Source organism: Enterobacter cloacae complex sp. IR5459 (assembly GCF_049238005.1).
Classification (GTDB): Bacteria; Pseudomonadota; Gammaproteobacteria; order Enterobacterales; family Enterobacteriaceae; genus Enterobacter; species Enterobacter hormaechei_C.
Genome location: NZ_JBMKIG010000004.1, coordinates 57,512 through 79,954 on the forward strand (window position 1 = coordinate 57,512; position 22,443 = coordinate 79,954).

The window sequence follows — 22,443 nt, forward strand, 5'->3', positions numbered from 1 at the left end:
GCAGGATAACGGAAGTCCGGCTAATTTTGAAAGATTAATGGAAGGTTAAGATTGCGCGGTGTATGTTGACGTTTTTTGCGATGACAGACGTTGTATGAATAAGATTGTTTATGTTGAAGATGAACCCGAGGTGGGGCAACTGATCGCCGCTTATCTGGGTAAACATGATATGGAAGTGGTTGTCGAGCCTCGTGGCGATCGCGCTGAAGACGTCGTGACCCGCGAAAATCCGGACCTGGTGTTGCTGGACATCATGCTGCCCGGAAAAGATGGTATGACGCTATGCCGGGATCTGCGCACGAAGTGGGACGGTCCGATCGTGCTGCTGACCTCTCTCGACAGCGATATGAATCATATTCTGTCGCTTGAGATGGGCGCGAATGACTACATCCTGAAAACCACGCCGCCGGCAGTCCTGCTTGCCCGTTTGCGCCTCCATCTGCGTCAGCGTGCCAGCGGCGCGGAGCGTGAAGCGTCTGCCCCCTCTTTAACGCCGCACAAAGCGATGCGCTTCGGCACGCTTTCTATCGACCCGGTCAACCGACAGGTTATGCTTTCCGGGGAGCTGATTGCGCTCTCAACCGCAGATTTTGACCTGCTGTGGGAGCTGGCAACCCATGCCGGTCAAATTATGGACCGGGATGCATTACTGAAAAATCTGCGCGGCGTAAGTTACGACGGAATGGATCGTAGCGTTGATGTGGCGATTTCGCGTCTGCGTAAAAAACTGCTGGATAACGCCACGGAACCTTACCGCATTAAAACCGTACGCAATAAGGGCTATCTGTTTGCACCGCACGCCTGGGAAACCTGAAAAAAGGAACAAAACAGGAATATTCGAAAAATAACTCACGATGCATCGGAATTATTATCAGTACCCGTCGAAAGTTATCGATTATATGCATCGTCAGTTATAAAATATCCCTTGTTCACATTCCTTCCTTGTATGCTATTTCGTTGGGCATTTTTCGCCTAAACAAAAGTATTCCTAATGTATTTCAGTGCTGTAGTACAATATATATTCAGCAGTGCAGGCGCCATCATCGATCAAAAATCCGTCACTTAAAAGCACATTGGGCTAAAAATAATCTTTACAATTGCTTTAATCATTATCTTATCCTTTTGAAAACAAAGGGGATAGTGGAAAGCATATAAATAATATCGATCTTTTTCAATGGCTTACGTGTTTGCAGATATCTAATTCTCATGCTAAACCTTATACTCTCTCAATTATTTAATGAAAGAGGTATAGCAATGTCATGGAGAGTCATTAGCTCGGTAATTTGTCCTAATACGGGAATCGTTTATTCAAGCATCTTGGGACTCAAGTTCTTGAAACTCATTATTTGGTATGAAAGCGATGTCTATTTGTACCCCGGTGACAGAATATATCCGACAAAAAATGGCGTCTTCATTAATGGTGTGTTCAAGCCTATATCGATATATAACATATCACCTTATAACGAGATGTTGTGGAGTGAAATTAAAAACAAGATGGCATGCCCATACAACCGAAACCAGCAAGAAGAGATATGCACATACGCGGTGCATTGCAACACGCGGAAATGCCCGCATGGGTTTACCACGAATCCACTGATTGTCAGCACAGCTAAATCCAGACATTAACGAAGTTCGATAATGCTCAGGTTACAACGCTAATTATTTCTGTCACACCGTTTGTGCCGGATCCCTCTCGCTGGTTAACGCCATTAAATAAAGCCACCCGCAGGTGGCCTTTGTCATTGTTATTACGGATCAATAATACGCAATCGTAAATAAACGCGTTTAACTGAAACGTAAACGGATTTTCCGGGCATTGATGGAATAAAGCGATGCCGCGCTGAAATACCTCTCGACAATTACCCTTTTCAACTCATCATGCCTGACTTGCGCCCATGGCGACCCTGCTGGTAAAAGACGTGTAGTGAAGCCCCTGTTTCGGTGAGATTAATGAAAAAGCTGTTTGTGCAGTTTTACCTTCTGCTGTTTGTCTGCTTTCTGGTGATGACCATGCTGGTCGGGCTGGTCTACAAATTCACCGCAGAGCGCGCGGGCAGACAATCCCTCGACGATCTGATGAAAAGCTCGCTCTACCTGATGCGTAGCGAGTTGCGAGAAATACCACCTCATGACTGGGCGCGCACGTTAAAAGAGCTGGATCTGAATCTGTCGTTTGATCTGCGTATCGAACCCATGAAGGATTTTGACTTAGCGCCGCCTGCGATGCAGCGTCTGCGCGATGGAGACATCGTCGCGCTGGACGAGAAATATACCTTCATTCAGCGTATTCCGCGCAGCCATTATGTCCTGGCCGTCGGGCCGGTGCCCTATCTCTATTACCTGCACCAGATGCGCCTGCTGGATCTCGCCCTGCTGGGCTTTATTGCCATCTCGCTCGCTTTCCCTGTATTCATCTGGATGCGACCGCACTGGCAGGACATGCTGAAACTGGAATCCGCCGCACAGCGTTTTGGGGAGGGTCATTTAACTGAACGCATACATTTCGACAGTGGTTCCAGTTTTGACCGGCTCGGTATTGCCTTTAACCAGATGGCCGATAACATCAACGCCCTGATTGCCAGCAAGAAGCAGCTGATCGATGGCATTGCGCATGAACTGCGCACTCCGCTGGTACGCCTGCGTTATCGCCTGGAGATGAGCGAGAACCTCACCGGGGCGGAATCGCAGGCGCTCAATCGGGATATTGGCCAGCTTGAAGCGCTAATTGAAGAGCTGCTGACCTATGCCCGCCTCGATCGGCCTCAGACGGAGTTGCACCTCAGTACACCGGATCTCCCCGTCTGGCTACAGACGCATATTAACGATGTGCAGAGCGTTAACCCTCAGCGAAAACTGCTGACAGCCATTACCCCCGGCGCGTACGGCGCACTGGACATGCGCCTGATGGAACGCGTGCTGGATAATCTGATGAACAACGCCATGCGCTACAGCGAAACGACGCTGCGCATAGGTTTAGATTTGCAGGGAAGCCAGGCGATTCTGTGTGTGGAAGACGATGGCCCCGGCATTGAGCCGGCGGAGCGTGAAAAAGTTTTTGAGCCGTTTGTGCGCCTCGATCCCAGCCGCGACCGGGCTACCGGCGGCTGTGGTCTGGGGCTGGCTATTGTCCGTTCTATTGCCCAGGCGATGGGCGGTTCGGTTCGCTGCGAAGCGAGCGAGCTGGGTGGGGCCCGGTTCGTCTTTAGCTGGCCGATCTATCACAACATGCCCCTTCCCGTACCTGCCTGACCTAAACCGCACGCTGGCCTGACCCGGCGTGTTGTGCTATATCAATAGTATGTTGTAACTAATTAAGGGCTGCCATGACAACTTACGATCTCATCGAAAGGCTTAACACCACGTTTCGGGAAATAGAGCAGGCGTTACTGACCCTCACGGGGCAACTTCAGGACTGCCGCCTGCTGGCCGCCCGCGTCTTTTCCCTGCCCGAGGTGGCAAAAGGCGCAGAGCACGACCCGCTGAACACCATTGAGGTGACGCAGCATGTTGGCAAGGCGGCGCTGGAAATGACGTTGCAGCACTATCGTCGCCTTTTCATCCAGCAGCAGTCCGAAAATCGCAGCAGTAAGGCCGCCGTTCGCCTGCCCGGCGTCATCTGCTTGCAAACGGATGCCGCAACGCGTGAAGGAATTGAGGCGCAGATTACGCATATCAATACGCTAAAAGCCGCCTTTGAGAAGATTGTAACCGTTGAGTCCGGGCTGGCACCGGCTGCCCGTTTTGAATGGGTGCATCGCCAGCTTCCGGGGCTGATCACCCTGAATGCCTACCGCACGCTGACGGTACTGCGCCATCCCGCCACGCTGCGCTTCGGCTGGGCCAACAAGCACATCATTAAAAATTTCGCGCGGGACGAGATCCTGGCGCAGCTGGAAAAAAGCCTGAAATCGCCGCGAACGGTCGCCCCGTGGTCGCGGGAACAGTGGATTGAACGGCTGGAGCAGGAGTACCACAGCATTGCCTCCCTGCCAGCTGATACCCGTCTTAAAATAAAGCGTCCGGTGAAGGTGCAGCCTATCGCCCGTGTCTGGTATGCCGGTCAACAAAAGCAGGTGCAATACGCCTGCCCGACGCCGCTGATTGCGCTCTATGATGCCGATCAGGGTGCGGTGGTGCCGGATATCGGGGAACTGCTGAACTACGATGCTGAAAACGTTCAGCATCGATATAAACCCCAGGCGCAGCCGCTACAGCTGATTATTCCGCGGCTGCACCTGTATGTGGCGCAGTGATTATCTGAGGCTGCCCACCATCGCTTCCGGTCGGACCCAGGCATCAAACTCGGCGTCCGTCAGGTAGCCCAGCGCCAGCGCAGAGGCTTTCAGGGTAAGCCCCTCTTTGTGCGCTTTTTTAGCGATTTCGGCCGCTTTGTCATAACCAATATGGGTGTTCAGCGCCGTTACCAGCATCAGAGACTCATTCAGCAGCTGGCTGATTCGCTCGCGATTAGGCTCAATGCCCACCGCGCAGTGCTCGTTAAAGCTCTCCATGCCATCGGCCAGCAGACGAATCGATTGCAGTACGTTGTGGATCACCATCGGTCGATAGACGTTAAGCTCGAAGTTACCCGACGCGCCGCCCATGTTAACCGCCACGTCATTACCCATCACCTGACAGCACAGCATGGTCATGGCTTCGCACTGGGTCGGGTTCACTTTGCCCGGCATAATGGAGCTGCCCGGCTCGTTTTCCGGAATGCTGATTTCGCCGATGCCGCAGCGCGGGCCGGAGGCCAGCCAGCGCACGTCGTTGGCGATTTTCATCAGCGAGGCCGCCAGCCCTTTCAGCGCGCCATGGGTATGCACCAGGGCATCACAGGTCGCCAGCGCTTCGAATTTATTCGGAGCGGTAACAAACGGCTGCCCGGTAATCTTCGCCAGCTCTTCGGCCACGCGCACCGCGTACTCGGGATGGGTGTTTAACCCAGTGCCCACCGCCGTTCCGCCGAGCGCCAGCTCCGCCAGATGCGGCAGGCTGTTGTCGATATGCTTAAGGTTGTGCTCCAGCATCGCCACCCAGCCGGAGATCTCCTGGCCGAGCGTCAGCGGCGTGGCGTCCTGAAGGTGCGTACGACCAATTTTAACAATGTCGCGGAAGGCCTGCGCTTTCTCGTTAAGCGTAGATTTAAGCACGTTGAGCTGCGGGATAAGCTGCTCGCGGATTGCGATGACGGCCGCCACGTGCATGGCCGTCGGAAACACGTCGTTGGAACTCTGGCTTTTGTTCACGTCATCGTTCGGGTGGATCTTGCGCTCCATGCCGCGTACGCCGCCAAGCAACTCGCTTGCGCGGTTCGCCAGCACCTCGTTCATGTTCATGTTGCTCTGGGTGCCTGAGCCGGTCTGCCAGATGGCAAGGGGGAATTCGTCGGGATGTTTGCCCGCCAGCACTTCGTCGGCGGCATTGATGATGGCGGTGGCTTTATCGGCATCCAGCAGGCCCAGATCCTGATTGACTTTTGCGGCAGCGCGTTTGGTCAACGCCAGCGCCTGGATTAGCGAGACGGGCATTTTCTCTGTCGAAATGCGGAAATGCTCCAGCGAACGCTGGGTTTGTGCGCCCCATAGCTTGTCGGCCGGGACGTCGATGGCGCCCATGGAGTCTTTCTCGCGGCGATGCATTGTCATTACTTACTCCTTGATAACAAAGATGGGATTGCTCACATGCTTAAGAGATAAGTATTGATGACTTCTGAGAAACGTTATGGCGCTTTGTGCGCTCTTTTTGATGTCGGGTGGTGGCTGCGCCTTACCCGACCTACGAGAATGTTGGCCGGGTAAGCGTCAGCGCCACCCGGCAATTTACAGAATTACTTCACACACGCCGAACACTGGGAAGACTGGATCTGTTTGAAGAAGTCGTTACCTTTGTCATCCACGAGGATGAACGCCGGGAAGTCTTCCACTTCAATTTTCCAGATCGCTTCCATACCCAGTTCCGGGTACTCCACGCACTCAAGGCTCTTGATACTGCCCTGCGCCAGCACCGCCGCCGGGCCACCGATGCTACCGAGGTAGAAGCCGCCGTGCTTGTGGCACGCGTCCGTCACCTGCTGGCTGCGGTTGCCTTTCGCCAGCATGATCATGCTGCCGCCGTTGGCCTGTAACTGGTCGACGTAGGAGTCCATACGGCCCGCCGTGGTTGGGCCTAACGAGCCGGAAGCATATCCATCAGGCGTTTTTGCCGGACCTGCGTAGTAGATCGGGTGATCTTTAATGTACTGCGGCAGCCCTTCGCCGTTGTCCAGGCGCTCTTTCAGCTTCGCATGGGCGATGTCGCGGCCCACGATAATCGTCCCGTTCAGGGAAAGGCGCGTCGAGACCGGATACTGCGAAAGCTGCGCCAGAATCTCTTTCATCGGACGATTCAGGTCCACGCGAACCGCTTCCCCCTCGCCCGCTTTACGCAGTTCTTCAGGGATGTATTTGCCCGGGTTGTTCTCCAGCTTCTCGATCCAGATGCCGTCGCGGTTGATCTTCGCTTTGATGTTACGGTCCGCTGAACAGGAAACACCCATCCCCACCGGACAAGAAGCACCGTGGCGCGGCAGGCGGATCACGCGAATGTCATGCGCGAAGTATTTGCCGCCAAACTGCGCGCCCAGCCCCAGGTTCTGCGCTTCGGCCAGCAGTTCCTGCTCAAGCTGCACGTCGCGGAACGCCTGACCATGTTCGTTACCTTCCGTTGGCAGGCCATCGTAGTATTTGGTTGAGGCCAGCTTAACGGTTTTCAGGGTGCTTTCGGCAGACGTACCGCCAATCACAAATGCGATATGGTACGGCGGGCAGGCCGCGGTGCCGAGGGTACGCATCTTCTCGACCAGGTAGTTTTTCAGCTTGCCCGGGGTAAGCAGCGCTTTGGTTTCCTGGTAAAGATAGGTTTTGTTGGCTGAACCGCCGCCTTTGGCGATGCAGAGGAATTTGTACTCGTCACCGTCGACGCTGTAGAGGTCAATCTGCGCAGGCAGGTTAGTGCCGGTGTTCACCTCTTTGTACATATCCAGCGCCGCGTTTTGCGAATAGCGCAGGTTGTCTTCGGTGTAGGTATTGTAAACGCCGCGCGCCAGCGCCGCTTCGTCACCGCCGCCGGTCCAGACGCGCTGGCCTTTTTTACCGGTGATAATCGCCGTGCCGGTGTCCTGGCAGGTCGGCAGAATGCCTTTCGCCGCGATATCAGAGTTACGCAGGAATTGCAGGGCAACGTACTTATCGTTCTCGCTGGCTTCCGGGTCGCTCAGGATATCAGCAACCTGCTGCTGATGCGCCGGACGGAGCATAAAGGAAGCATCATGGAAGGCTTGCTGCGCCAGCAACGTCAGCCCCTGCGGGTCAACTTTGAGGATCTCCTGCCCTTCAAACTCAGAGACAGTAACGTAATCGCGGGTTAACAGATAATACTCGGTCTGATCCTGACTGAGGGGGAAAGGATCCTGATAATGGAAGGGTTTATTCGACATTGTTCTCTCACTTACTGCTTCGGTCTGTTTATTCAGGGCAGATGTTCCGCTGCCCGGCTTAAAAGCGAGTCAGCTTATCCTACACAATTTTTTAACAAAAACTGAGACTAGTACGACTTTTTACATCCGCAGGTTACTTCCATTCGGTTTATTGCTTTAATACGCGGAGTTAATTCCACATATGAATCAGGGCTTGATAATGCAAAAACTCATCAACTCAGTGCAAAACTACGCCTGGGGAAGTAAAACTGCGTTAACGGATCTCTACGGTATCGCCAACCCGGACAACCTGCCGATGGCAGAGCTGTGGATGGGCGCGCACCCGAAGAGCAGCTCAAAAATTGAAGATGCCAGCGGTCAGGTTCGCAGCCTGCGTGACGTCATCGACGCCGACAAAGCCGCACTGCTCGGCGATAAAGTGGCGAATCGGTTTGGTGAGCTGCCGTTTCTGTTCAAGGTATTGTGCGCCGACCAGCCGCTCTCCATTCAGGTTCACCCGAACAAAAAAGCCTCTGAGCTGGGCTTTGCCAAAGAAAATGCCGCCGGTATTCCGTTAGACGCCGCAGAGCGTAACTACAAAGATCCTAACCACAAGCCGGAACTGGTTTTCGCCCTCACCCCTTTTCTGGCGATGAATGCCTTCCGCGAGTTTTCCGAGATCATCTCCCTGCTGCAACCGGTCGCCGGGGCTCACAACGCGATCGCCCACTTCCTGGAAAACCCGAACGCAGAAGCCTTGAGCGAGCTGTTTGCCAGCCTGCTGAATATGCAGGGCGAGGAAAAATCACACGCGCTGGCGGTGCTGAAAGCCGCGCTGAACAGCCAGCAGGGTGAGCCATGGGACACCATTCGCGTAATTTCCGCGTTTTATCCGGACGACAGCGGTCTCTTCTCTCCGCTTCTGCTGAACGTGGTGAAGCTCAACCCGGGCGAAGCGATGTTCCTGTTCGCTGAAACCCCGCACGCCTACCTCAACGGCGTGGCACTGGAGGTGATGGCTAACTCCGATAACGTACTGCGCGCGGGCCTGACGCCAAAATACATCGACATCCCTGAGCTGGTTGCCAACGTGAAGTTTGTGGCGAAACCTGCTGCGGAGCTGCTTACTCAGCCGGTGAAAAACGGCGCAGAGCTGGACTTCCCGATTCCGGTTGACGATTTTGCCTTCTCCCTGCACGACCTCAGCGCAGACGAAACCGCCATTGCACAGGAGAGCGCCGCGATCCTGTTCTGTGTGGAAGGCGAAGCGACGTTGCACAAAGATAGCGAGCGTCTGGTGCTCAAACCGGGTGAATCCGCCTTTGTCGCAGCAAACGAGTCGCCTGTCCGGGTGAGCGGCACCGGTCGCCTGGCGCGTGTTTTTAATAAGCTTTAGGGACTTACTGAATTTTTTAACAACTCTTGCTAAGCTAGTAACAGGCGTTGTAACACCAGGCGGTTTTAACCGCCTGGTTTCATTTTAGGGATAATCGCAATGAAAAAATCGGTCGTAGCGGTAGGAGTGATTGTTGCTTTAGGCGTGATCTGGACGGGTGCTTCCTGGTATACCGGGAAACAGCTGGAAAGCCGTCTGGCAGAGATGATGACGCAGGCAAACAGCGAGATTAAGCGCAGCGCGCCTGAAGCAGGTCTGGAGCTGAGCTATCAGAACTACCAGCGTGGCGTGTTTACCAGCCATATGCAGGTGGTGGTGAAGCCGGTTGCGGGTAATCAGAACGCCTGGCTGAAACCGGGCCAGAGCGTGGTGCTGGATGAAGTGGTCAGCCACGGTCCGTTCCCGCTGGCGCAGTTGAAAAAGTTTAACCTGATCCCCTCTATGGCATCCGCCAGAACCGTACTGGTGAATAACGAGGTGACGAAGCCGATTTTCGATATGGCGAAAAATGAGTCGCCGTTTGAGATCAATACCCGCATCAGCTATGCCGGTGATACGCATTCCGACATCGACCTGAAAGCCCTGAATTACGAACAAGGCACTGATAAAGTCGCCTTCAGCGGCGGTAATTTCCAGCTTGATGCCGATCGCGACGGCAAGAATGTCTCCCTGACCGGCGATGCCGCCAGCGGCCTGGTGAATTCAGTCAATGAATATAACCAGAAGGTGCAGCTTACCTTCAACAACCTGAAAGCCAGCGGCAATAGCCGTATGACTGATTTTGATGAGCGTATCGGCGACCAGAAACTGAGCCTCGATAAGATCGCCATTGCGATCGAAGGCAAAGAGATGGCGGTGCTTGAAGGCATGGATCTGGACGGTAAGTCTGACGTGTCCAAAGACGGTAAAAGCATCAACACCCAGCTGGATTACAGCTTGAAAAGCCTGAAAGTACAGAATCAGGATCTGGGTACCGGTAAGTTGTCCCTGAAAATCGGCAACATTGACGGCCAGGCGTGGCACGAATTCAGTCAGAAATACAGTAAAGAGAGCCAGGCTCTGCTGACCGATGCCGCCCTGCAACAGAACCCACAGGCTTACCAGCAGCAGGCGATGACGGTGCTGTTTAATAACCTGCCGATCCTGCTGAAGGGCGAGCCGGTGATTACCGTTGCGCCCCTGAGCTGGAAAAACGGCAAAGGCGAAACCAACTTCAACCTGTCGCTGTTCCTGAAGGATCCGGCAGCCACGACCGGCGAGCCGCAGACCCTGGCGCAGGAAGTTGACCGCAGCGTGAAATCGCTCGACAGCAAGCTGACCATCCCGATGGATATGGCAACCGAGTTCATGACGCAGATTGCGAAACTCGAAGGGTATGGTGAAGAAGATGCAGGTAAACTGGCAAACCAACAGGTGAAAGGCCTGGCGGCGATGGGCCAGATGTTCCGCATCACGAAGGTGGAAGAAAACACCATTTCCACCAGCCTGCAATATGCTAATGGCCAGGTGACGCTCAACGGCGACAAAATGCCGCTGGAAGAGTTTGTCGGTATGTTTGGTATGCCGACGCTGGGCATGCCTGAACCGGCCGAACCGGCTGCGCCGCCGGCAGTACCGCAGCAGTAAACGAAAAACCCCTCGCATGAGGGGTTTTTTATTGCCGGGTGGCGCTGACGCTTACCCGGCCTCCGATCCTGAGCCGTTGTAGGCCCGTGAAAGCAAAGCGTTTACTTCACCGTCACTAAGCGCGCAGCCACAATCTGATGCCCGGCCTGCACGTCCGTATTTTCAATGCGCTGCATAATTCGTTCTGCCAGGGTGTACCCCATTTCACGAGCCGGCGTCGTCGCCCAGACGATGGGGAGATCGTCTAACGCATTTTCACCGACATCTGCAAACGCCCCCAGCGCCACCTGATGGCCGAAGAACGTTTCTACCCCGCCCTCACCGCTCTGGCGTCCGGCGCGGATCAAACCGAACCACGCCCCCATCGCAATAACGTCGTTATAGCAAATCACCGCGCTGATCGTCGGGCTGTTGCGAAGCAGCGTGCCGATGGCTTCCGCGGCTTTTTTCTGGCTGGATTCACACTCCACCACCCATTCGCTGTGAAACGGCAGGCCGTATTTGATGAGCGTGGAGCAGTAACCGCCCACCCGCTCGGCACGCGTCAGGGACGAGCTTTTACCGCCGAGCCAGGCGATGCGCTGATGGCCGCGATGAATAAGATGCTCGGTCAGCATTTGCGCGGCCTGCATGTTATCCGGTCGAAGGGTATCGGCTTCGTCGAGATAGCTGGCGCGCGACGCAAACACCAGCGGTACGCCTTTCTGCGCCGCGCGCTCACACAATTCACTGCCCACGCCGGACGCGCCGGCCACGATTACCCCATCCACCCCTTGTGTCAGCAGCAAATCCAGCCTGGAGAGCAGTTGCTCCGGTTCGCGCCCACCGTGGAGCAGGAAAACCATTCGCCCCTGCGCTTCAAGCGCCTCGGTAAGCCCGGCGGTCAGTTCTGCATAAAACGGCGACGCGAGGTCGCGAACGATCAGCCCTATCACCCCGCTTTGCCCACCGCGCAGCGCCGACGCCTGGCGATTACGCACAAAGCCCAACTGCTCAACGGCCTCGTTGACGCGCTGACCCGTTGCAGGAGAGATGCGCCCCTTCCCGCTTAATACCAGCGAAACGGTGCTGACGGAAACCCCCGCCGCCAGCGCGACATCGTTGATGGTGATCTTTTTCGCTACAGCCATGTGGTGGCGTGACTCCTTGATAATGAGATCGCTAAAACGTTTTATCAATACGTTATCTTTATACTACCAGTAAAAGCCTGAGAATGTGATTTAGCGCGCACTAAAGTTTGATAAAACGTTTTATCTTCTCGCCCCATCGAGGTCGTTAAATCTCTTTCTACCATTTAAGGAGTCGTTTTATGACGACGAAAGCAGCACAAAAAATATCGCTGTGGGAGTTTTTCCAGCAACTGGGTAAAACCTTTATGCTGCCCGTGGCGCTTCTCTCTTTTTGCGGGATTATGCTGGGGATCGGCAGCTCGTTAAGCAGTCATGACGTCATTACCCTGATCCCTTTCCTGGGAAATCCGGTACTTCAGGCGATCTTCATCTGGATGAGCAAAGTCGGATCGTTTGCCTTTAGCTTCCTGCCGGTAATGTTCTGTATCGCCATTCCTCTGGGTCTGGCGCGCGAAAACAAAGGCGTGGCGGCGTTTGCGGGCTTCGTTGGCTATGCGGTCATGAACCTTGCGGTTAACTTCTGGCTGACCGCCAAAGGGATCCTGCCGACGACCGACGCGGCGGTACTGAAAGCCAATAACATTCAGAGCGTGATTGGTATTCAGTCCATCGATACCGGGATCCTTGGAGCCGTGATCGCGGGGGTGATTATCTGGATGCTGCACGAGCGCTTCCACAACATCCGCCTGCCCGATGCGCTGGCCTTCTTCGGCGGGACCCGCTTTGTGCCAATCATTACGCTGGTTGTGATGGGTCTGTTTGGTCTGATCATCCCTCTGATTTGGCCGATTTTTGCCATGGGGATCACCGGGATTGGCCGCATTATCAACGGCGCGGGTGATTTCGGCCCGATGATTTTCGGTACGGGTGAACGTCTGCTGCTACCGTTTGGTTTACAGCACATCCTGGTTGCCCTGATCCGCTTTACGGAAGCAGGCGGCACCATGGACGTTTGCGGTCATTCCGTTAGCGGCGCGCTGACCATCTTCCAGGCCCAGCTGAGCTGCCCGGCCACTCACGGCTTCTCTGAAAGTGCGACGCGTTTCCTTTCTCAGGGTAAAATGCCTGCCTTCCTCGGCGGCCTGCCGGGTGCTGCGCTGGCGATGTACCACTGTGCCCGTCCGGAAAATCGTCATAAAATTAAAGGTCTGCTGATCTCCGGCGTTATTGCCTGCGTGGTGGGCGGTACGACAGAACCTATCGAGTTCCTGTTCCTGTTCGTGGCACCGGTACTGTACCTCATCCACGCCGTACTGACGGGCCTGGGCTTTACCGTGATGGCTGTGCTCGGTGTGACCATCGGTAACACCGACGGTAACGTGATTGACTTCGTGGTATTCGGTATCCTGCACGGCCTGTCCACCAAGTGGTATCTGGTGCCGGTTGTGGCCGCCATCTGGTTCGCGGTTTACTACGGGATCTTCCGCTTCGCCATCACCCGCTTCAACCTGAAAACGCCTGGCCGCGATACCGATACGGCCACCAGCGTTGAACAGGCGGTGGCCGGTACCGTTGGGAAATCCGGATATAACACGCCGGCTATTCTGGCGGCGCTGGGCGGTGCGGATAATATTACCTCTCTGGATAACTGCATCACCCGCCTGCGTTTGTCGGTGGCGGACATGTCCAAAGTGGATACCAACGCACTTAAAGCTAACCGGGCTATTGGCGTAGTACAGTTAAATCAGCACAATTTGCAGGTCGTCATTGGCCCGCAGGTACAGTCAGTGAAGGATGAGCTGGCAACCCTGATGCGAACCGTCGAAGCCTGATGCCTCGCCCCCCCCTCGTCATGAGGGGGTTTTACTTTACGGAGCACCGTCATGTTTGATTTTTCAACCGTCGTGGATCGACACGGCACCTGGTGTACCCAGTGGGATTATGTCGCTGACCGTTTTGGCGCAGCCGACCTGCTGCCCTTCACCATCTCTGATATGGATTTCGCCACCGCCCCCTGCATTACCGATGCGCTGCACCAGCGAATAAACCACGGGGTGTTTGGTTACAGTCGCTGGAAAAATGAAGAATTTCTGGCCGCCGTGGCGCACTGGTTCCGGCAACGCTTTAACAGTCAGATTGATACCGAAACCGTGGTGTATGGGCCGTCGGTCATTTATATGGTCTCGGAACTGATCCGCCTCTGGTCCTCGCCTGGCGACGGCGTGGTGGTCCATACTCCGGCTTACGATGCCTTTTATAAAGCCATCGAAGGCAACCAGCGTACCGTTGTTTCCGTGCCGATGCAGAAAACAGCGCATGGCTGGGAGGGGGATATGGCCTCGCTGGAAGCGGCGCTATCAAAACCGGAAAACAAGGTGTTGCTGCTGTGTAGCCCGCAAAACCCGACCGGAAAAGTCTGGACTCGGGAGGCGCTGACCACAATGGCGGCCCTGTGTGAACGTTATGACGTAGCGGTGATCAGCGACGAAATTCATATGGATATGGTATGGGGCATGCATCGTCACACCCCGTGGAATGAGGTTGCGCGCGGTAAATGGGCGCTGCTGACCTCGGGTTCCAAAAGCTTCAACATTCCGGCGCTGACGGGCGCCTGGGGGCTTATCGCCGATGATGCCAGCCGTAACGCCTATCTGAACGCATTAAAAGGTCGGGACGGACTCTCTTCCCCTTCCGTGCTGGCGCTGACCGCGCACATTGCTGCTTACCGGCAGGGCGAACCGTGGCTGGACGCGCTGCGGACCTATCTCGAAGAGAATCTGCGGTATGTTGCTCGCGAACTAAACAGTGCATTTCCGACACTCAACTGGCAACCGCCAGAGGCAACCTATCTGGCCTGGGTCGATCTCAGCCCGCTTGGCATTGATGACAAGACGCTGCAAAACGTGCTGATTGAACAGCAAAAAGTGGCCATCATGCCGGGATATACCTATGGGGATGAAGGTAAAGGCTATGTGCGACTGAACGCTGGCTGTCCGCGTAGTAAGCTTGAACAGGGCGTTCAGCGCCTTATCGCTGGCATCAACACTCTGCTGTAAATCATTTGCGCAACGGAATATTCCCTTGCGCAAATAGCTTTTTACCCCGTTTTGTTTTTATAATATGGCGCACTTTAACCAGCAAAGAGTGCGACCATGATTGATACACGCCTGCCTTTAACTGATATTCACCGCCACCTCGACGGAAACATTCGTGCCCAAACCATTCTCGATCTTGGTCGCCAGTTCAATTTAACCCTCCCTGCCGAAACGCTTGAAACCCTGATCCCCCATGTTCAGGTCACGTCGAACGAACCGGATCTGGTGAGCTTTCTGAGCAAGCTCGACTGGGGCGTGAAGATGCTGGCCTCGGTCGATGCCTGTCGCCGTGTCGCCTTTGAAAACATCGAAGATGCCGCGCGCAACGGCCTGCACTATGTCGAACTGCGTTTCTCCCCGGGCTATATGGCGATGACCCACAATCTCCCCGTAGCGGGCGTGGTTGAAGCGGTCATTGAAGGCGTGCGTGAAGGCTGTAAAACCTTTGACGTTCAGGCGCGTTTGATCGGCATTATGAGCCGTACCTTCGGTGAAGCGGCCTGTCTTCAGGAGCTGGAAGCATTACTGGCGCATCGCGACCAGATCACCGCCATCGACCTCGCCGGTGACGAGCTGGGCTTCCCGGGCAGCCTGTTCCTGTCTCATTTCAACCGCGCACGTGATGCAGGATGGCATATTACCGTTCATGCAGGCGAAGCCGCGGGGCCGGAAAGCATCTGGCAGGCCATTCGTGAACTGGGTGCGGAACGTATTGGTCACGGCGTGAAAGCCATTGAAGATCGCGCGCTGATGGATTTCCTCGCCGAACAACGTATTGGAATCGAATCCTGCCTGACCTCCAATATTCAGACCAGTACAGTGGCATCGCTGGCGCAACACCCGCTGAAAACCTTCCTTGAACACGGGGTGCTGGCTTCACTGAACACGGACGATCCGGCGGTTCAGGGCGTGGATATTATTCACGAATACAACATCGCCGCGCCGCAGGCCGGGCTGAGCCGCGAGCAGATCCGTCAGGCGCAAATCAACGGGCTGGAGATCGCCTTCCTGACGCCTGAAGAGAAACAGGCGCTGCGCGATAAAGTTGCTCAGTAGTCCTCTTTACTGCCGGGTGGCGCTGCGCTTACCCGGCCTACGAAAGCGTTTGGCACTTATGCCAGACAGAGCGTTGCGCGATGTTTGGCAGATTCAATCCCCAGCTCAATGAGCTCCATAATCTGGATTGCCTGGCTTGCGGGAACCGGATTTTCACCTGAACCGTTCAGCGCGTCACGAATGGCGGCGTAATACGCCGGATAGTTCCCCGGCAGGGTCAATACCGTCTCTTCAACCAGCGCCTCACCCTCCGCACGCGTCACCACCCCGTCGCGCATGTCGTAGCCCCAGTCCTCCTGCGGTAAGCGTTCGCCATTTTTGAGGCGCTCTTCCTGCGGATCCAGGCCGAACTTCACATAGCTGCCGCGCGCCCCATGAATGATATAGCGGGCCGATTCCGCCGCCGCAAGCATTGTCCCGTGCAGCACAATGCGCCGCTGCGGATAACTCAAAATGGCATGGAAATAGTCGGTGGTCTGCGCCCCCGGCCTGAGCTGCGCTAAATCGACCGTCATGCTTACGGGCAGACCAAACAGATGAACGGCCTGATCGAGAAGATGCGGCGCTAAGTCATACCAGATGCCGCTGCCCGGTCCCGCCTGCTCGCGCCAGCGATCTCGCACCTGCGGACGATAACGATCGAAGTGCGACTCAAAAAAGGCAATTTCGCCGAGCGTGCCTTCGTTGAGCAGCGCTTTGACCGTCAGGAAATCGCTGTCCCAGCGCCGGTTGTGAAAGACCGATAATAACCGACCCAGACTTCGCGCCAGCGCATCCAGCTCGCGCGCCTGTGACAACGTCACGGTGAAGGGCTTATCGACAACAACATGTTTGCCTGCCTCCAGCGCCGCTTTCGCCAGGGGGAAATGAGTGTCGTTAGGGGTAGGAATGACAATAAGGTCAATATTAGGATCGTTAAACAGATGCTTAGGCTCCGTTACCACCGGCACAGCTGGCCAGTCGGCGCGGACCTTAGTCTCATCGCTGCTTGTGATGGCCGCCAGTTCCATTCCCGGCGTGCCGGCAACCAGCGGTGCATGAAAGGTTTTGCTTGCGTACCCGTAGCCAATAAGACCGACGCGGATGTTTTCACTCATCGTTTGCCCCCTCGCTGTGCGCTTATTTATCACTGGCCTTGTGCTTAACGCACACATTAATAATGTGCCCTGTGAGTTAAAATAGCATCTCACGACAGCGTTTTTTGTTACCTCGCATTAAAGTGCGCATAGGGGGCCGGGGAATCGTTCCCAAAGCGCTTGCTCTGAAGAAAAGGGCGCTGTAACATTTGTAATCTGTATTTATGGATAAATTACAAACACAAATTATGACGTCAATAATTAATCGAATCATTGAATTAGCGGGATGGATTGTCCTTGGGGTTTCAGTCGTGTTGCTCGGCATTGCCAGCCATATCGATAACTACCAGCCGCCGGAGCCTGTGACTGTCGCACAACAAAAGTAAGCCGTGTCGTCATAAAGCGTGACACATTACGTCATGGAACATATTGCCAGCCGTAATGAACGGGGTTACCCTTCTCTTTCAGGCATCTCCTGATGCCTGATTCTTCGCAAAGAAAACTCCTAATTTCGTCGCGTTACCCGAGTGGACAGTTTACGTCTTTATTAATCCGTTTATTATTCGAACGCATTACCTTTATGGGTATTACCCTTTTATATGGAAACTTATTAATATGACAGTTCAGGACTATTTATTAAAATTTCGCAAGATCAATTCCCTTGAAAGCCTGGAAAAACTGTTTGACCATCTGAACTACACGCTGTCGGATAATCAGGACATCATCAATATGTACCGCGCTGCTGACCATCGTCGCGCCGAACTGGTCTCTGGCGGTCGTCTGTTCAATGTGGGGGAAGTGCCTAAATCCGTATGGCGTTACGTTGTATAAGAAAGTAGCCTTCGGCGTGAAATGTTATATACTCTCCGCCCTGCAAATTTCTGTATAACATTTCGCGCAGACTATGGGAGAGCGTATGACCGCATTGCCTGGAGAGAGAATTGGGGGCTGGTTAATCGCCCCGCTGGCATGGCTGCTGGTGGCATTATTAAGCGCTTCACTGGCGCTGTTGCTTTACACCACCGCACTGGTTACGCCTCATGCTATCCAGACACTGATGTCCCAGAGTGCGCTCAATATTGCGACGTGGTTTGTGTCGTTCGTTTTCGCGATCGCGATGTGGTACTACACGCTGTGGCTGACTATCGCCTTCTTCAAACGCCGCAAAAGCGTGCCAAAGCATTACATTATCTGGCTGCTGGTCTCCGTGCTGCTGGCTGTCAAAGCGTTCGCTTTCTCGCCTGTGTCTGACGCGCTGGCGGTTCGCCAGTTACTGTTTCCGCTACTGGCGACGGCGCTTCTGGTCCCTTATTTCAAGCGTTCGACGCGCGTTAAGAAGACCTTTGTCAACCCGTAATAACCTTACAGTTAACCTGTTGTGGCCTGTTGTCGTTTATCCGATAATAGGCGGCTATTTTATTTCAGGCTAAATAATGACCGATTACTTACTGCTCTTTGTCGGAACTGTGCTGGTGAATAACTTCGTACTGGTGAAGTTCCTTGGCCTGTGCCCGTTTATGGGCGTCTCCAAAAAGCTGGAGACGGCAATGGGCATGGGGCTGGCAACCACCTTCGTGATGACGATGGCCTCCATTTGCGCATGGCTGATTGATACCTGGATCCTGATCCCGCTCGACATGCTCTACCTGCGCACTTTGGCCTTTATTCTGGTCATTGCGGTCGTGGTGCAATTTACCGAAATGGTGGTGCGGAAAACCAGCCCTGCCCTGTATCGCCTGTTGGGTATTTTTCTGCCCCTCATCACCACTAACTGTGCGGTGCTGGGCGTGGCGCTACTGAATATCAACCTTGGGCATAATTTCCTGCAATCGGCGCTGTATGGTTTTTCCGCCGCGGTCGGTTTTTCTTTTGTTATGGTCCTGTTCGCCTCGATTCGCGAGCGTCTGGCCGCGGCGGATATTCCCGCGCCGTTTCGCGGTAACGCCATCGCTCTGGTGACCGCAGGTTTAATGTCTCTGGCCTTTATGGGCTTTAGTGGTCTGGTGAAGTTGTAATGAGTGCTATCTGGATTGCCATCGCGTCCATCAGCGTGCTGGGACTCGTCTTTGGCATCATTCTGGGTTACGCCTCCCGCCGGTTTGCGGTGGAGGACGATCCGGTGGTTGAAAAAATTGATGAACTTTTACCCCAGAGCCAGTGCGGGCAGTGCGGCTACCCTGGCTGCCGCCCTTACGCTGAGGCGGTGGGCGTGCAGGGAGAAAAGATCAACCGCTGCGCGCCGGGTGGCGAAGCGGTCATGCTTAAAATAGCTGCCCTGCTGAACGTCGATCCCCAGCCTGTCGACGGCGATGAACAGGCCCAGGAGCCTGTTCGTGCCCTTGCTGTTATCGACGAAGCCAACTGCATTGGCTGCACAAAATGTATTCAGGCGTGTCCTGTTGACGCCATTGTGGGCGCAACGCGCGCGATGCATACCGTTGTGGCGGATCTGTGCACCGGCTGTAATCTCTGCGTGGCGCCCTGCCCGACGCAGTGTATAGAACTGCGCCCGGTTGAAACGACTACCGAAAACTGGAAGTGGGACCTTCAGACCATTCCGGTTCGCAATATTCCTGTGGAACAACATGCTTAAGTTATTTTCTGCCTTCAGAAAAGAGAAGATCTGGGATTTCGACGGCGGCATTCATCCGCCTGAGATGAAATCGCAGTCTAACGGCACGCCGCTGCGCCAGATCCCGCTGGCGACCCGTTACGTTATGCCCCTGAAACAGCATATCGGCGCGGAAGGCGAATTGTGCGTGAAAGAAGGCGATAGCGTTCTTCGCGGCCAGCCGCTGACCTTTGGTCGCGGACGGATGTTACCGATACATGCCCCGACTTCCGGTAAGGTGGTGGCTGTTGCCCTCCATACCGTTGCCCATCCGTCGGCGTTGTCTGAGCTGAGCGTGATCATTGAAGCCGATGGTGAAGACCGCTGGATCGAGCGTGACGGCTGGAGCGACTACCGTTCCCACAGCCGTGAAGCGCTGATTGAACGCATTCATCAGTTCGGCGTGGCGGGTCTGGGGGGCGCAGGCTTCCCGACCGGCGCTAAGCTTCACGGCGGCGGCGATAAAATCGAAACGCTGATCATCAACGCCGCCGAGTGCGAACCGTACATCACCGCCGATGACCGTCTGATGCAGGACTGTGCCGCGCAGGTGGTGGAAGGTATTCGCATTCTTGCGCATATCCTGCAACCCCGCGAAGTGCTGATCGGTATTGAGGACAATAAACCGCAGGCCATTTCGATGCTGCGTGCGGTACTGGCGGACAGCCATGATATCGCCCTGCGCGTGATCCCGACCAAATATCCGTCCGGCGGGGCAAAACAGCTGACGCAGATCCTGACCGGCAAACAGGTCCCCCACGGGGGCCGTTCGTCCGACATCGGCGTGCTGATGCAAAACGTGGGGACCGCCTACGCGGTGAAACGTGCGGTGATTGACGGCGAGCCATTGACCGAGCGCGTCGTCACGCTGACCGGCGAGTCCGTCTCCCGTCCCGGCAACATCTGGGCGCGTCTGGGTACGCCGGTGCGTCATCTGCTGGAACAGGCTGGCTTCTGCCCGGGTAGCGATCAACTGGTCATTATGGGCGGCCCGCTGATGGGCTTTACCCTGCCGTGGCTTGATGTGCCGGTGGTGAAGATTACCAACTGCCTGCTCGCCCCTTCCCTGACGGAGATGGGCGAAACGCAGGAAGAGAAAGGTTGCATACGCTGTAGCGCCTGTGCGGACGCATGCCCGGCAGATTTACTGCCGCAGCAGTTGTATTGGTACAGCAAAGGCCAGCTGCACGATAAAGCCCAGGCGCATAACCTGGCTGACTGTATTGAATGCGGTGCCTGCGCCTGGGTCTGCCCAAGCAATATTCCGCTGGTGCAGTATTTCCGTCAGGAGAAAGCTGAAATCTACGCCATCTCCATGGAAGAAAAACGTGCCGCTGAAGCGAAGGCCCGCTTTGAAGCGCGCCAGGCGCGACTGGAGCGCGAGAAACAAGCCCGTCAGGAACGCCATAAGCAGGCTGCCGTGCAGCCTGCGGCGAAAGATCAGGATGCCATTAACGCAGCCCTGGCCCGCGTACGCGAGAAGAAAGCCACCGCCGCCCAGACGGTTGTGATCGCTCCGGGAGAAAAACCGGACAACAGCGAAGCGATTGCAGCCCGCGAAGCGCGGAAAGCCGAAGCACGCGCGCGTCAGGCGGAGAAAGCGCAAAACGCCAAACCGGAAGCCGACATCGACCCGCGTAAAGCGGCGGTGGAAGCGGCTATTGCCAGGGCAAAAGCCCGCAAAGCCGGTCAGCAGACAGTGGTGGTTGAACAGGAAGCGACGGATCCGCGCAAGGCGGCCGTTGAAGCCGCTATCGCCCGCGCCAAAGCACGTAAAGCGGCACAGCTACAACCTGCCGAAGAGAGTGAAGCCCCTGTCGATCCGCGTAAAGCCGCCGTTGAAGCGGCCATCGCCCGTGCCAAAGCACGAAAAGCGGCACAGCAGGACGAACTGCCTGCGGCCGCTAATGACGATCCACGCAAAGCCGCAGTCGCCGCCGCGATTGCGCGCGTTCAGGCAAAGAAAGCCGTGCAGCAAGCCGTTAACGAGGATTAAATGGTTTTCAGAATTGCAAGTTCCCCTTATACCCATAACCAGCGCCAGACATCGCGTATTATGATGCTGGTGTGCCTGGCCGCGCTGCCAGGTATTGCCGTACAGTGTTGGTTTTTCGGCTGGGGTACGCTTTTCCAGTTAGTTCTGGGTTGCGCCAGTGCCGTCGCAGCGGAAGCCGCGATCCTGAAGCTGCGCAAAATGGAGGTGACTCGCATCCTGAGCGATAACTCCGCCCTGTTGACCGGCCTGTTGCTGGCCATCAGCATTCCCCCGTTAGCCCCGTGGTGGATGGTGGTATTGGGAACGGTGTTTGCGGTGATCATCGCCAAGCAGCTGTACGGCGGGCTGGGCCATAACCCGTTTAACCCGGCGATGATTGGCTACGTAGTACTGCTGATCTCCTTCCCGGTACAGATGACCAGCTGGCTGCCGCCGCATGAGATCGCCGCCACGGTGCCCGGCTTTATGGATGCCCTGCACGTTATCTTTACCGGCCACACCGCGCTGGGCGCAGAAATGAACGCGCTTCGCATGGGCGTGGACGGCATCAGTCAGGCCACTCCGCTCGATACCTTCAAAACCTCCCTGCGTGCCGGACAGAGCGTGGAGCAGGTGATGAAATCGTCTATTTACAGCGGCGTACTGGCAGGTGCTGGCTGGCAGTGGGTCAATCTGGCCTACCTGTTGGGTGGCGCGTTCCTGCTGCAACAGAAGGCGATCCGCTGGCATATTCCGGTGAGCTTCCTGGTGACGCTGGCCGTCTGCTCGACGCTCGGCTGGGTTATCTCACCTGAGTCACTGGCCAGCCCGCAGCTCCATCTGCTCTCCGGCGCGACCATGCTCGGGGCATTCTTTATTCTGACCGATCCGGTCACCGCCTCTACCACCAACCGTGGTCGACTGATTTTCGGCGCGCTGGCAGGCTTGCTGGTCTGGCTTATTCGCAGCTTTGGCGGCTATCCGGACGGCGTGGCATTTGCCGTGCTGCTGGCTAACATCACCGTTCCGCTCATCGACTACTACACGCGTCCACGCGTGTACGGTCATCGCTAAGGGTCGCG

The 22,443-nt window shown here is 55.5% G+C and carries 20 protein-coding genes; 16 read left to right on the forward strand and 4 right to left on the reverse strand.

Annotated features, from left to right (window positions below; all coding sequences use genetic code 11):
- Window positions 1–94: 94 nt before the first annotated feature.
- The 4 genes from rstA to tus all read left to right on the forward strand — a co-directional run bounded on the left by rstA (window position 95) and on the right by tus (window position 4,253).
- Entirely contained in the window at window positions 95–814 is a 720-nt protein-coding gene (gene rstA, locus ACOTX4_RS09655) for a two-component system response regulator RstA (RefSeq protein ID WP_003857553.1), read from the forward strand.
- 440 nt (window positions 815–1,254) lie between these two features.
- Entirely contained in the window at window positions 1,255–1,626 is a 372-nt protein-coding gene (iraM, locus tag ACOTX4_RS09660; protein ID WP_071957450.1) for an anti-adapter protein IraM, read from the forward strand.
- A gap of 324 nt (window positions 1,627–1,950) precedes the next feature.
- Window positions 1,951–3,249 carry a two-component system sensor histidine kinase RstB gene (rstB, locus tag ACOTX4_RS09665; RefSeq protein ID WP_045332162.1) on the forward strand — a complete coding sequence of 433 codons (1,299 nt, stop codon included), beginning with the start codon at window positions 1,951–1,953 and terminating at the stop codon, window positions 3,247–3,249.
- Window positions 3,250–3,323: 74 nt separating this feature from the next.
- Window positions 3,324–4,253, forward strand: coding sequence for a DNA replication terminus site-binding protein (gene tus / locus ACOTX4_RS09670; protein ID WP_023314048.1), 930 nt, complete (start codon window positions 3,324–3,326; stop codon window positions 4,251–4,253).
- Here the strand turns inward: tus and fumC are convergent, their stop codons facing one another.
- Window positions 4,254–5,648, reverse strand: a complete 1,395-nt coding sequence (gene fumC, locus ACOTX4_RS09675; protein ID WP_045332164.1) for a class II fumarate hydratase — start codon at window positions 5,646–5,648, stop codon at window positions 4,254–4,256. It abuts the gene before it with no gap.
- 182 nt (window positions 5,649–5,830) lie between these two features.
- A complete protein-coding gene (gene fumA, locus ACOTX4_RS09680) occupies window positions 5,831–7,477 on the reverse strand; it encodes a class I fumarate hydratase FumA (protein ID WP_032609072.1) in 1,647 nt (548 codons plus the stop codon).
- A 199-nt stretch (window positions 7,478–7,676) separates the two neighbouring features.
- Here fumA and manA point away from each other — a divergent pair, with 199 nt between their 5' ends.
- Window positions 7,677–8,852, forward strand: coding sequence for a mannose-6-phosphate isomerase (gene manA / locus ACOTX4_RS09685; protein WP_003857564.1), 1,176 nt, complete (start codon window positions 7,677–7,679; stop codon window positions 8,850–8,852).
- A 99-nt stretch (window positions 8,853–8,951) separates the two neighbouring features.
- Window positions 8,952–10,478 carry a YdgA family protein gene (locus ACOTX4_RS09690; protein WP_045336538.1) on the forward strand — a complete coding sequence of 509 codons (1,527 nt, stop codon included), beginning with the start codon at window positions 8,952–8,954 and terminating at the stop codon, window positions 10,476–10,478.
- Between the two features lie 101 nt (window positions 10,479–10,579).
- On the opposite strand, the gene ACOTX4_RS09695 is transcribed toward ACOTX4_RS09690, so the two are convergent.
- Window positions 10,580–11,608, reverse strand: coding sequence for a Mal regulon transcriptional regulator MalI (locus ACOTX4_RS09695; protein WP_003857568.1), 1,029 nt, complete (start codon window positions 11,606–11,608; stop codon window positions 10,580–10,582).
- Between the two features lie 179 nt (window positions 11,609–11,787).
- Between ACOTX4_RS09695 and malX the strand changes: the two genes are divergently transcribed.
- The 3 genes from malX (at window position 11,788) to add (ending at window position 15,699) form a co-directional block, all read left to right on the forward strand.
- On the forward strand, window positions 11,788–13,380 hold the full coding sequence (gene malX / locus ACOTX4_RS09700; RefSeq protein ID WP_003857569.1) for a maltose/glucose-specific PTS transporter subunit IIBC: 1,593 nt from the start codon (window positions 11,788–11,790) through the stop codon (window positions 13,378–13,380).
- Between the two features lie 51 nt (window positions 13,381–13,431).
- Entirely contained in the window at window positions 13,432–14,604 is a 1,173-nt protein-coding gene (locus ACOTX4_RS09705; protein WP_063937782.1) for a MalY/PatB family protein, read from the forward strand.
- Window positions 14,605–14,700: 96 nt separating this feature from the next.
- Window positions 14,701–15,699 (forward strand): adenosine deaminase, encoded by a 999-nt coding sequence (gene add, locus ACOTX4_RS09710; protein WP_015570661.1) that lies wholly within the window; start codon window positions 14,701–14,703, stop codon window positions 15,697–15,699.
- Between the two features lie 56 nt (window positions 15,700–15,755).
- On the opposite strand, the gene ACOTX4_RS09715 is transcribed toward add, so the two are convergent.
- On the reverse strand, window positions 15,756–16,796 hold the full coding sequence (locus ACOTX4_RS09715; RefSeq protein WP_003857576.1) for an oxidoreductase: 1,041 nt from the start codon (window positions 16,794–16,796) through the stop codon (window positions 15,756–15,758).
- Between the two features lie 239 nt (window positions 16,797–17,035).
- On the opposite strand from ACOTX4_RS09715, the gene blr reads away from it, so the two are divergent.
- The 7 genes from blr to rsxD all read left to right on the forward strand — a co-directional run bounded on the left by blr (window position 17,036) and on the right by rsxD (window position 22,435).
- Entirely contained in the window at window positions 17,036–17,161 is a 126-nt protein-coding gene (gene blr / locus ACOTX4_RS09720) for a division septum protein Blr (RefSeq protein WP_151884424.1), read from the forward strand.
- A 229-nt stretch (window positions 17,162–17,390) separates the two neighbouring features.
- Window positions 17,391–17,606: a transcription modulator YdgT gene (ydgT, locus tag ACOTX4_RS09725; protein WP_000217941.1), complete on the forward strand. Its 216-nt coding sequence runs from the start codon at window positions 17,391–17,393 to the stop codon at window positions 17,604–17,606.
- An 85-nt stretch (window positions 17,607–17,691) separates the two neighbouring features.
- Window positions 17,692–18,132 carry a DUF2569 domain-containing protein gene (locus ACOTX4_RS09730; RefSeq protein WP_015570663.1) on the forward strand — a complete coding sequence of 147 codons (441 nt, stop codon included), beginning with the start codon at window positions 17,692–17,694 and terminating at the stop codon, window positions 18,130–18,132.
- A gap of 76 nt (window positions 18,133–18,208) precedes the next feature.
- Entirely contained in the window at window positions 18,209–18,790 is a 582-nt protein-coding gene (gene rsxA, locus ACOTX4_RS09735) for an electron transport complex subunit RsxA (RefSeq protein WP_003857582.1), read from the forward strand.
- On the forward strand, window positions 18,790–19,368 hold the full coding sequence (gene rsxB / locus ACOTX4_RS09740) for an electron transport complex subunit RsxB (protein WP_003857583.1): 579 nt from the start codon (window positions 18,790–18,792) through the stop codon (window positions 19,366–19,368). Before rsxA ends, rsxB begins: the two co-directional genes overlap by 1 nt.
- Window positions 19,361–21,382: an electron transport complex subunit RsxC gene (gene rsxC / locus ACOTX4_RS09745; RefSeq protein ID WP_063937784.1), complete on the forward strand. Its 2,022-nt coding sequence runs from the start codon at window positions 19,361–19,363 to the stop codon at window positions 21,380–21,382. The genes rsxB and rsxC overlap by 8 nt, the downstream gene beginning before the upstream one ends.
- Window positions 21,383–22,435 (forward strand): electron transport complex subunit RsxD, encoded by a 1,053-nt coding sequence (gene rsxD / locus ACOTX4_RS09750; RefSeq protein WP_063937786.1) that lies wholly within the window; start codon window positions 21,383–21,385, stop codon window positions 22,433–22,435. It begins immediately after the preceding gene.
- Window positions 22,436–22,443 lie beyond the last annotated feature (8 nt).